The sequence below is a fragment of the Faecalicatena contorta genome (assembly GCF_021531995.1).
GTDB classification, from domain to species: Bacteria; Bacillota; Clostridia; order Lachnospirales; family Lachnospiraceae; genus Dorea_A; species Dorea_A contorta_A.
Genome location: NZ_JAFBIZ010000020.1, coordinates 25,021 through 35,896, shown reverse-complemented (window position 1 = coordinate 35,896; position 10,876 = coordinate 25,021). Strand labels below are relative to the sequence as shown.

Genomic DNA, 10,876 nt, shown 5'->3' with positions numbered 1-10,876 from the left:
ATATTCAAATTATTACATTTGGGAGAACCATTTGTATGGCAAGGAATCCAAAATGTGCGGATTGTTTCTTGAAAAAATACTGTAAACAGTATAGAATGTAAAAAATATAGAGGAATTTTATGAAAGAAGGAAGTAATTCATGAATTTTAATAATAAAAGGACCAGGAGAATCATCGCAATCGTTATTATGATTGTAATTGTCGCTATGATTGCGACCATGATTATTCCATACCTGGTTTAACGAGAATACTAAGGGGGAACCAGAAGGGGAATGGCTGAGAATCGTCATAGGATAAAAAGAGGAAGCAGCAGAAGGGAAACAGCCCTGCGAAGGAAAAGAAGGATACTGATCCTGGGAATGGCGCTTGTATTTGCGTGTATCGTTGTGGGAATCACCTACGCGGTGCTGTATCATTATGTTTCGGGATTCCCGGAGGATAAGATATGTGACAATATCTATATCGGGGAATGTGATGTTTCCGGCATGAGCCGTCAGGAAGCGAAAGCAGTCCTTGTGGAAAAGCAGGAGAAGGACAAAACGTTGACAGTCAGCCTGAAAGTGGACGAAAAGCATACGGTAGCGACGCTTGAGGAGATGGGGATTCAATATGCAGATATTGACAAACTTACCAAAAAGGCGGTCGAGTATGGCAAGACGGGGAGCGTCTGGATCCGAAGCAGGCAGATCGGCAGGCTGAAGAAAGAGAAGAAAGTATTTGCCTGTGAGATCTCGCTGGATGATGAGAAAGCAAAGCAGGTGATCACGCAGAGAGCAGTTCCGCTGGCGGCGCATGCCAAAGATGCGAAGATCGTCAGAAAAGAAAATGCATTTAAGATCACGGAAGAGCAGGATGGCCAGACGGTCGATATGAAGGCTGCGATTCAAAAGATAGAAAAGAAATTAAACGGAGAATGGGATCACGGCGATTTTTCTGTGAAATTGCCTTTGAAGACGGAGAAACCATCGATTGTTAAGAAAGATCTGGAAAGCATTCAGGATGTGCTGGGAACATTTTCCACAGATGCCGGAGGGGGAGAACGCTGGCAGAATCTGAAGACGGGGGTAGAGCATCTGAACGGAAAGATCCTGATGCCGGGAGAACAGTTGTCTGTGCATGACGAGACGGCGCCATATGACGCAGAGCATGGGTATGTGGAAGCGGGATCGTATGAAAACGGGCAGGTGGTGAATTCTTATGGCGGAGGAATCTGTCAGGTGTCCACCACTTTGTACAATGCGGTGCTGTATGCAGAACTTGAAGTGATTGAAAGATATCCGCATTCTATGCTGGTTGCTTATGTAGACCCGTCCAGAGATGCGGCGATCGCGGGTGATTATCTGGACTTTATTTTCCAGAATAATTATAAGACCCCAATCTATCTGGAAGGTGAGATTGATGATAACAATCAGCTTAGATTTACCATATATGGAAAAGAAACAAGGGATCCGGACCGTACGATCGAATTTGAAAGTGAGACATTGAAAACGGAAGATTACGGAGTGGTGTATCAGGAAAATATGCAGGCGGCTCTTGGAAGTATGAAGTATTCCGGAAGCCCACACACCGGAAAAGTGGCACAACTGTGGAAAATCGAGTATAAAAACGGCAAGGAAGTCAAACGGGAGATTGTGAACAACAGTACCTATGAAAAATCGGATCAGATCATAGAGATCGGAACGGCATCGAATAATCCTTCCGCGACGGTGCTGGTGAGAAATGCGATTGCAACACAGGATCCGAATAAGATTAATGCAGCAATCAATGAGGCAGCCAATCTGGCATCCGGTGCATCATCCGGTACATCGTCCGGTACATCGTCGGGTTCATCATCCGGTGCATCGTCCCAGACATCGTCCGAAGAAGAGTCGGGAGGGGAAGGCCGGAGCCCGGATTCACAGTAAGGGTATAGTGGCAAAAATGCAAAGGATCATAGAGTAAGTGGCGTACTTGAACAGAAAGGAAATTGGCAGCAGATGAAAGTAGAGACACAGACGGAGCAGATGATAAGTGAGACGGCTTATGTATGTGGTCAGTCCAAATATATCGGCGTTCATGCACTCGCACAGGCAGTGAATTCACTGGCTGCTGCAGGTGCGCCCTGCTGTGGCGTCAGTGCCCGCATTCTGCTCCCGCCGTATGTATATAAGTCCAGGATCAACGGAATGCGTAAGATGCTTAAAGAAGCCTGCAGAGAGCATCAGATAGAACTGATGGAACTTACAGGTGAACAGAATCCGGTTGTGAATTATCCGATGGCGATCGTTACGGGAATTGCACACGCGCCGAAGGAGGAGCCCTGGTGTCTGGAAACCGCACGAGCCGGTAAGGACATTGTCCTTGTGGGCTGGGTCGGTATGGACGGCATGCTCAGAATTGCAGAAGAAAGAGAAAAAGAGTTAAAGATGCGTTTTGCCCCTGCATTTATCAATCAGATACTTTCTTACAGGCAGAAGATATTTGCGCTACGGGAAATTGATGTTGCAAAAGCCAGGGGCGTATCTGCCGTACGTCAGATCAGAGAAGGCGGTATTCTGGCGGCACTGTGGGAACTTTCAAAAGAACTGGATACGGGACTGGAGCTGGATATGAAACAATTTTCTATCCTGCAGGAGACGATAGAAGTCTGCGAACATTTTCGCCTGAATCCGTATCAGCTGATATCCACAGGAAGTTTTCTTATGGTAACTGACGATGGGGAAGTACTGGCAGATGCGCTGAGAGAACAGAAGATTCCGGCGTCTGTAATCGGACGCACCAGGAACAACAATGATAAGATAATACATAACGGAGAAGAAGTGCGGTATATAGACCGTCCGGCGCCAGATGAGATTCTTCGGTTATTTGATGGAGGTAAGACAGATGGAGACAGACAAGACAGCAGAGATCAGAAAACAGATCCTTCTGTATCTGGAGAAGAATAGCAGAGTAGAGCTTGGAGAACTGGCAGTTCTTCTGGGAACGGATGAAGTAACGATTGCCAATGAGATGGCAGCCATGGAAAAGGAACAGATCATCTGTGGCTATCATACATTGATCAACTGGGATAAAGCAGGAAGTGAGTATGTCAATGCCCTGATCGAGGTGAAGGTAACGCCGCAGAGAGATAAGGGATTTGATGAGACGGCAGAGAGAATCAGCAATTATCCGGAGGTGGAGGCAGTATATCTGATCTCCGGCGGATATGATCTGATGGTTCTGATTGAGGGAAGAACGATTCAGGAGATCTCCAGATTCGTTTCAAGCAAGCTGGCACCGATCGAGGATGTAGTCAGCACTGTGACATATTTTATTATGAAAAAATACAAAGATCACGGAACGCTTATGATCGAAAAGAAAAAATCAGAAAGGATGCTGGTGACACCGTAATGAGAAATCCACTATCAAGAAAAATAACCGGCATTGAACCCTCTGGAATTCGTAAATTCTTTGACATTGTAAGTGAGATGCCGGATGCAATCTCTCTTGGCGTAGGAGAGCCTGATTTTGATACGCCGTGGAGAATCCGGGAAGAGGGAATCTATTCTCTGGAGCGGGGACGTACTTTTTATACGTCCAATGCAGGATTAAAGGAACTGAAGATAGAGATAGGAAGATATTTAAATCGAAAGATTCAGGTGGATTATGACCCGGATCATGAGATCCTGGTAACGGTAGGCGGAAGTGAAGGAATTGATGTTGCGCTTCGTGCAATGCTGGATCCGGGGGATGAGGTGCTGATTCCGCAGCCGAGCTATGTATCCTATCTGCCATGTACCATTCTGGCGGATGGTGTTCCGGTTGTCATTCCACTTCAGCAGAAGAATGAATTTAAACTGACGGCAGAAGAGCTGGAAGCGCACATTACACCGAAGACCAAGATTCTGGTACTGCCTTATCCCAATAATCCGACGGGAGCAATTATGACCAGAGAAGATCTGGAACCAATCGCAGAAGTCATCAGAAAACATGATCTGTATGTGCTTTCTGATGAGATTTATTCGGAATTGACTTATAAGTACGATCATGTGTCGATCGCATCTCTTCCGGGCATGAGAGAACGGACACTGGTGATCAATGGATTCTCCAAAGGATTTGCCATGACCGGATGGAGACTGGGATACATATGCGGACCTGCAGTGATCACAGAGCAGATGGTGAAGATTCATCAGTTTGCGATTATGTGTGCGCCGACGAACAGCCAGTATGCGGCAGTGGAGGGACTGAGACACTGTGAGGATGAAGTGCAGCAGATGCGGACGGCTTATAATCAGAGAAGACGGTTTCTGATGCATGAATTTGCCAGAATGCGCCTGGATTGTTTTGAACCATTCGGAGCATTTTATATCTTTCCTAATATTCAGGAATTCGGCATGACTTCAGAAGAATTCGCAATGCGGTTCCTGGAGGAGGAAAAAGTAGCTGTTATTCCGGGAAGTGCGTTCGGAGAATGTGGAGAAGGATTTATAAGAGTTTCTTATGCGTATTCTCTGGAGGATCTGAAAGAGGCGATCGGGCGTCTGGGAAGCTTTATCGGGCGTCTGAGAAATAAACGATAGAAAATATGATTGAAAGATGGAACAGATAGCGTTGGTGGGATACTGACGCTATCTGCATGTCCGGATGTGAATCTGGTCACATATAATAATATGAAAAGGAGTATGAATATGCTGAATATTGTATTACATGAGCCTGAAATACCGGCCAATACGGGAAATATCGGAAGAACCTGTGTGGCGACAAATACCAGGCTGCACCTGATCGAACCTCTGGGGTTCCGCCTGAATGAAAAGAGTCTGAAGCGTGCGGGAATGGACTACTGGGATCAGTTGGATGTGAGAACCTATATTGATTATCAGGATTTTCTTGAGAAAAATCCGGGAGCCAGAATCTATATGGCTACAACGAAGGCTGAAAAAGTATATACAGAGGTATCTTATGAACCAGACTGTTACATCATGTTTGGAAAAGAAAGTGCGGGAATACCGGAAGAGATTCTGGTACATCACAAGGATGACTGTGTACGTATTCCGATGGTAGGAGATATCAGATCTCTGAATCTTGGTAATTCGGTAGCGATCGTCCTGTACGAGGCGTTGAGACAGAATGGATTTGCAGGGATGAATCTGGAAGGGCGCCTGCACAGACTGCAGTGGTAGAAGAATCCGGCAGCCAGAGTTTCACCAAAAGGAAAGAGCGGGCATATGATAGGATAGATATTCATTTCAAGGAGAGCATAGATATGGAGAATAAACTGCCTTTTTATATGACGTATCCAATACCGTTTTTATATGATGATGAACGATTAAACCGTCGGGATTACGATTATATGAAAAGTATCTATCCGGATACGGCAAAGCGTATAGTTCCATATATAGAGGAGGAATGCGACCGTATGGAATATGATGGAAGTATGATGTATGATGAGTACCCGGACCGACTGCAGCTTCATCTGATGTGCAAAAGAATCTATGATCGCGCAAAGGAAGAAGAAAAAGCCCCGGGCAAATGGCTGCAGGATCTGGTGGAAGTAATGGTGTATCAGGAACTGTGCCGCAGAAGGCAGGAACACAGGAGCTATAAGAGAAGACTGTATTAGAGGATGAAGAGAAACATATTAACAATCCGGATGAAGGAAAACAGGATGAAAATGGATTTTGCGTTTGGAAAATGGATGTGCTAATATATTTTTGATAGACGAAGGAGGAAGACTGCTATGGATAATATTATATTTATCGGAATGCCTGCAGTGGGAAAGAGTACGGTAGGTGTGGTAGTGGCGAAGCGCCTGGGTTACCAGTTTATGGACACGGATCTTCTGATACAGGAAGAAGAGGGAAAGTTGCTGAAGGATATCATTGAAGAAAGAGGAACAGAAGGGTTCCTGGAAGTAGAAGACCGTGTAAACGCCGGGGTTGATGTAACGCACACGGTTATTTCTCCGGGAGGTAGCGTTGTTTATTGTGAGAAGGCGATGCAGCATTACAAAGAAATCGGTACGGTTGTATATTTGCAGGCATCATTTGGAACAATAAATAAAAGATTAAATAACGCAAAAAACCGCGGGGTAGTACTTAGAGAAGGGCAGACTTTGAAGGATCTCTATGATGAGAGGGTACAGCTTTTTGAAAGATATGCTGATGTGACAGTATGTGAAGACGGATTGAAGCTGGAAGATACGATTGAGAAGGTGCTGGATGTACTGGAAATCGAATAAAACTCTCTGATATTGTCCGGTTCAGCCATCATCGGTCAGACGGCTGCAGTCATGTAGAAATGCCGTGTCAGAAGGCCTGGTGATGGCTGAACTGTTACGATCAGATTACATAATTGTAAAAAATATTTTACAATTTGGAATTTTATGATATAATAGCCACGAATATAGATTGTAAGACAGAGATTTGAGAGAGTGAATAGATAGTAATATAGAGGTGTAAGATGGAACAATATATTATTAAAGGCGGACATCCGCTTGTTGGCGAAGTGGAGATTGGCGGAGCGAAGAATGCAGCATTGGCAATTCTTGCCGCAGCGGTTATGACGGATGAAACTGTGCTGATAGATAATCTGCCGGATGTAAATGATATTAATGTGCTTTTGGACGCGATTGCAGGGATTGGTGCGAATGTACACCGGATTGACCGGCATACAGTAAAGATTAATGCAAAGAGTATCTGCAATGTTGATATTGAGTATGATTATATCAAAAAAATTCGTGCGTCTTATTACCTTTTAGGAGCATTACTTGGAAAGTACAAACGTGCGGAAGTAGCACTGCCGGGAGGATGCAATATCGGAAGCAGACCGATCGACCAGCATCTGAAAGGGTTCCGCGCCTTAGGGGCAGATGTAGAGATTGAATATGGCAAGATTATTGCGGAAGCCGACAGACTGGTAGGAAAGCATATTTATTTTGACGTAGTAAGTGTAGGTGCGACCATTAATGTTATGATGGCAGCAACGATGGCTGAGGGAACAACGATCATGGAGAATGTGGCAAAAGAGCCGCATGTCGTGGACGTAGCGAATTTCCTGAACAGCATGGGAGCCAATATCAGAGGTGCAGGAACAGACGTGATCAAGATCCGTGGGGTTTCCCGTCTGCACAGTACAGAATATTCTGTAATTCCGGATCAGATCGAAGCAGGAACCTTTATGTTTGCGGCAGCAGCGACCAAAGGAGATGTGACAGTACTGAATGTCATTCCAAAGCATCTGGAAGCAACCATTGCGAAACTGGTAGAGATCGGATGCGAAGTAGAAGAGTTTGATGATGCGGTCCGCGTCGTATCCAAGGGCGGACTGACAAGTACACACGTGAAGACACTTCCGTATCCGGGATTTCCGACAGACATGCAGCCGCAGATCGGCGTTACACTGGCTTTATGCAAGGGGACAAGTATCATCACGGAAAGCATATTTGAAAATCGATTCAAATATCTGGACGAACTGGCAAGAATGGGTGCAAATGCCAAGATAGAAGGAAATTCAGCTACGATCGAAGGAGTGGAGGGATTCTCCGGAGCGAGAGTCAGCGCACCGGATCTTCGTGCAGGCGCGGCACTGTGTATCGCAGGACTGGCAGCAGAAGGCATCACAATCGTGGATGATATCATATATATTCAGAGAGGCTATGAACGATTCGAGGAAAAACTCTGCAGTCTCGGCGGAATGATTGAAAAAGTGGCGTCAGAAAAAGATATTCAGAAATTCAAATTAAAAGTTGGCTAAACTTTAAAAAGGGACGGAGGATTTTTAAAAATCCTCCGTCCCTTTTTAAAGTGGAAAATGGGGAATGTGTGTGGATAAGATGTGGAGAAAAAACAGGTATTTTATATTATTGGTTGCTTCAATCGTGAATTTTGTGCATGGGAATCCTTATATCTGGACGGTTTTCCAGCCTTATGTGAGGGAAGAGTATGATCTGTCTCTGGCGGCTTCAAGTCTGCCGTTTACGATTATTATCGCTATATTTGCGCTGGGGAATATGATTGGTGGATATCTGCAGCACCGGATCGGAGCGAAAAGGACGATCCTTGCAGGAAGTCTGGTAATGTGCGGAGGATTTTTTCTTGCTGCCATGGCGCCTTATCAGATGCCGTGGCTGATCTCTCTGGGATATGGCGCGCTGGGAGGACTGGGATCGGGCTGTGCCTTCAGCATGCTGGTGGCCGTTCCGCAGGCCTGGTTTCCGGATAAGAAGGGACTGGTGACGGGGATTACGGTCGGCGTGGTCGGTGTGTCGGGAGTCATCATGAACCCGCTGTGTGATTATGTCCTGCAATTGCATGGATACCGTTATGCAATGCTGATGGTTACTGTCATCTATGTAATCCTGTGTATGGGCGCATTTTTTATTGAAGAGCCGCTGCCGGAAAAATATGAGGAAATATATGTGGACAATCCGGTGGAAAACAGGGTGGAAAACAATGGTGAAAATTCAGGAGTACGTCAGTATACGACGCGGGAGATGATGGTGACAAAAGAGTATTATCTGATCAGCCTTACGATGGCACTGTCCGTTCCGGCATATGTTCTTGTGAATCCACTTATGAAGTCGCTGGGAATGGAGCGGGGACTGAGCAGTGCACAGGCGCTTGCGGGTGTCATGATCGCTTCGTTTGCCAACATTGCCGGTCGTTTTGCGCTTCCGTGGCTGTCGGATAAGGTGGAACGGAAAAAAGTGATCCAGATCATGTACGCCCTTGCAGCAGTGGCAGTGTCAGGGCTTATCATTGCAAAAGGCTTTCTTTTTATTGTTCTAATCTCTGTGGTCTGTCTGGTATACGGGGGTGTGGTCAGTGTATTCCCGGTACTGGTATCTGACCGCTTCGGGATGAAGTATCAGGGAATGAATTTTGGAGCGGTCATGCTGGGATATGGTCTGGTGTCTGTGATGTGCAGCGGATTACTGGACGCTGCAGGCTTGACATGTTCGTTCCTGATCGCAGGGATTGCATGCGTGGCAGGATTTGTTATAGCGAAGGTATTGTAATGTTGTTATAGCGAAGGTATTGTAAAGGATTGACAGTGATTTTATAAAGTATTAATATAATATATGAAAATTTTATAAAAGGAGAGTTATAGTTATGAATAAAGTGAGTATTGTGTTATTTGTCATCCAGGCGATTGCCGTATTTGGATCCATTGTGAACGGAAATTTATTTTCTATGGGATTATTCGAGTTGCTTGGATTTTTCCTTCCACTTATTATCGGTATTGTTTTGATTGTAAGAGATAATAAGAAAAAGGGAAAATAGGCACAGACACCTATTGACATAGAGTTGAAAAGGGTGTACAGTCTTACTGTTACAAATTATAATAATGAATGAAGCAAACTTTCTCTTATTCAGAGCAGCGGAGATACAAAGGATCTGTGAAACTGCGGCAACCCCGGTGAACGGAAGGTGCCAACCTGAGCGAGTGATCGAACAATAAGAGGATTGGTTTATGATGATATAAAACAGTCCGCTTATCTGCGGGCTGTTTTTTCTGCCTGCAAAGTCCGGACGCTGTTCACAATCATGACTGATGAGGAGAACCGGATGCAAAGGCAGTATCGATCCGGGAGAAAGTAAGCGGGAAGAGATGCCCCCGAATAGAAATGAGCAATGAACGTAAGGGAGCTCTCTTTCAGTAGGAAAGGAGAAAAACATGGAGAAAAGATTATTTACGTCTGAATCAGTAACGGAAGGCCATCCGGATAAAATGTGTGATCAGATATCGGATGCGATTCTGGATGCGCTTGTGGAACAGGATCCGATGAGCCGTGTGGCATGTGAGACATGTACAACAACAGGACTTGTACTTGTCATGGGTGAGATTACAACCAATGCATATGTGGATATTCAGAAGATTGTAAGAGATACCGTAAGAGAGATCGGTTATACCAGAGGAAAATTCGGATTTGACTCCGATACCTGTGGAGTGATTACTGCCATTGATGAGCAGTCCAGTGATATTGCGATGGGGGTTGACAAGGCACTGGAGGCAAAAGAAAATAAGATGTCCGATGAAGAGATCGAGGCAATCGGAGCTGGAGATCAGGGAATGATGTTTGGTTACGCAACGGATGAGACACCGGAATTGATGCCATATCCGATCGCACTTGCACACAAGCTTTCCTACCGCCTGACAGAAGTAAGAAAGAACGGAACACTTCCATACTTAAGACCGGACGGAAAGACACAGGTGACTGTGGAATATGATGAAAATGGAGTTCCTTCCCGCCTGGATGCGGTTGTTCTGTCCACGCAGCATGATCCGGATGTGACACAGGAACAGATCCACGAAGATATCAAAAAATATGTATTTGACGCAATCATTCCGGAAGGAATGGTGGATGAAGGTACCAAGTTCTTTATCAATCCGACGGGACGATTTGTAATTGGCGGACCTCACGGAGACAGCGGACTTACGGGAAGAAAGATCATCGTAGATACCTACGGTGGAATGGCACGTCACGGCGGCGGAGCATTTTCCGGAAAAGACTGTACAAAGGTAGACAGATCTGCAGCTTATGCTGCACGTTATGTGGCAAAGAATATCGTTGCGGCGGGACTTGCAAAGAAATGCGAGATTCAGCTGTCATATGCGATTGGTGTAGCACATCCGACTTCCATCATGGTGGATACATTCGGAACCGGAAAGATCAGTGATGAAAAGATGGTAGAGATGATTCGTGAGAACTTTGACCTTCGTCCGGCAGGAATCATCAAGATGCTTGACCTGAGAAGACCGATCTACAAGCAGACTGCGGCATACGGACATTTTGGACGCACGGACGTTGAGTTCCCATGGGAGAAGCTTGACAAGGTGGAGGATCTGAAGAAGTACTTATAAATCTGTGGCAGGTTTTATAAAAATTTTAGAAATGTTTATGGGCGCTTTGGTGTGAA

Annotated in this window: 11 protein-coding genes, 1 pseudogene and 1 riboswitch; all 12 genes and pseudogenes read left to right on the top strand. The window is 45.3% G+C overall.

The genetic code is table 11. The features are described 5' to 3' along the window. Positions 1–101 (top strand): annotated as a pseudogene (locus JQM82_RS16475) (endonuclease III); the annotation flags it as partial. 170 nt (positions 102–271) lie between these two features. Then, positions 272–1,903 (top strand): VanW family protein, encoded by a 1,632-nt coding sequence (locus JQM82_RS04480; RefSeq protein ID WP_235248834.1) that lies wholly within the window; start codon positions 272–274, stop codon positions 1,901–1,903. A gap of 72 nt (positions 1,904–1,975) precedes the next feature. After that, positions 1,976–2,923, top strand: a complete 948-nt coding sequence (locus JQM82_RS04475; protein ID WP_235248832.1) for an AIR synthase-related protein — start codon at positions 1,976–1,978, stop codon at positions 2,921–2,923. Beyond that, positions 2,862–3,368 carry an Lrp/AsnC family transcriptional regulator gene (locus tag JQM82_RS04470; protein ID WP_235248831.1) on the top strand — a complete coding sequence of 169 codons (507 nt, stop codon included), beginning with the start codon at positions 2,862–2,864 and terminating at the stop codon, positions 3,366–3,368. Before JQM82_RS04475 ends, JQM82_RS04470 begins: the two co-directional genes overlap by 62 nt. Continuing rightward, positions 3,368–4,537, top strand: coding sequence for an aminotransferase class I/II-fold pyridoxal phosphate-dependent enzyme (locus JQM82_RS04465; protein ID WP_235248830.1), 1,170 nt, complete (start codon positions 3,368–3,370; stop codon positions 4,535–4,537). The genes JQM82_RS04470 and JQM82_RS04465 overlap by 1 nt, the downstream gene beginning before the upstream one ends. A 108-nt stretch (positions 4,538–4,645) precedes the next feature. After that, the gene (locus JQM82_RS04460) at positions 4,646–5,137 is read left to right on the top strand and encodes a tRNA (cytidine(34)-2'-O)-methyltransferase (protein ID WP_235248829.1); all 492 of its coding nucleotides are present in this window, start codon (positions 4,646–4,648) and stop codon (positions 5,135–5,137) included. An 83-nt stretch (positions 5,138–5,220) separates the two neighbouring features. Then, positions 5,221–5,577, top strand: a complete 357-nt coding sequence (locus tag JQM82_RS04455; protein ID WP_235248828.1) for a hypothetical protein — start codon at positions 5,221–5,223, stop codon at positions 5,575–5,577. Between the two features lie 117 nt (positions 5,578–5,694). After that, entirely contained in the window at positions 5,695–6,195 is a 501-nt protein-coding gene (locus tag JQM82_RS04450; RefSeq protein WP_235248827.1) for a shikimate kinase, read from the top strand. A 221-nt stretch (positions 6,196–6,416) separates the two neighbouring features. Further along, the gene (locus JQM82_RS04445) at positions 6,417–7,709 is read left to right on the top strand and encodes a UDP-N-acetylglucosamine 1-carboxyvinyltransferase (protein WP_235248826.1); all 1,293 of its coding nucleotides are present in this window, start codon (positions 6,417–6,419) and stop codon (positions 7,707–7,709) included. Positions 7,710–7,788: 79 nt separating this feature from the next. Then, on the top strand, positions 7,789–8,973 hold the full coding sequence (locus JQM82_RS04440; protein ID WP_235248837.1) for an MFS transporter: 1,185 nt from the start codon (positions 7,789–7,791) through the stop codon (positions 8,971–8,973). A gap of 94 nt (positions 8,974–9,067) precedes the next feature. After that, positions 9,068–9,238, top strand: coding sequence for a hypothetical protein (locus JQM82_RS04435; protein ID WP_235248825.1), 171 nt, complete (start codon positions 9,068–9,070; stop codon positions 9,236–9,238). 82 nt (positions 9,239–9,320) lie between these two features. Next, positions 9,321–9,419: riboswitch (SAM riboswitch) on the top strand. A gap of 213 nt (positions 9,420–9,632) precedes the next feature. Next, positions 9,633–10,820 (top strand): methionine adenosyltransferase, encoded by a 1,188-nt coding sequence (metK, locus tag JQM82_RS04430; RefSeq protein WP_235248823.1) that lies wholly within the window; start codon positions 9,633–9,635, stop codon positions 10,818–10,820. Positions 10,821–10,876: the final 56 nt, after the last annotated feature.

Coding starts and splice junctions, on each gene's coding strand:
- JQM82_RS04480 (WP_235248834.1), top strand. CDS start 272: ATGGCTGAGAATCGTCATAGGATAAAAAGAGGAAGCAGCAGAAGGGAA.
- JQM82_RS04450 (WP_235248827.1), top strand. CDS start 5,695: ATGGATAATATTATATTTATCGGAATGCCTGCAGTGGGAAAGAGTACG.
- JQM82_RS04460 (WP_235248829.1), top strand. CDS start 4,646: ATGCTGAATATTGTATTACATGAGCCTGAAATACCGGCCAATACGGGA.
- metK (WP_235248823.1), top strand. CDS start 9,633: ATGGAGAAAAGATTATTTACGTCTGAATCAGTAACGGAAGGCCATCCG.
- JQM82_RS04455 (WP_235248828.1), top strand. CDS start 5,221: ATGGAGAATAAACTGCCTTTTTATATGACGTATCCAATACCGTTTTTA.
- JQM82_RS04445 (WP_235248826.1), top strand. CDS start 6,417: ATGGAACAATATATTATTAAAGGCGGACATCCGCTTGTTGGCGAAGTG.
- JQM82_RS04475 (WP_235248832.1), top strand. CDS start 1,976: ATGAAAGTAGAGACACAGACGGAGCAGATGATAAGTGAGACGGCTTAT.
- JQM82_RS04440 (WP_235248837.1), top strand. CDS start 7,789: ATGTGGAGAAAAAACAGGTATTTTATATTATTGGTTGCTTCAATCGTG.
- JQM82_RS04435 (WP_235248825.1), top strand. CDS start 9,068: ATGAATAAAGTGAGTATTGTGTTATTTGTCATCCAGGCGATTGCCGTA.
- JQM82_RS04470 (WP_235248831.1), top strand. CDS start 2,862: ATGGAGACAGACAAGACAGCAGAGATCAGAAAACAGATCCTTCTGTAT.
- JQM82_RS04465 (WP_235248830.1), top strand. CDS start 3,368: ATGAGAAATCCACTATCAAGAAAAATAACCGGCATTGAACCCTCTGGA.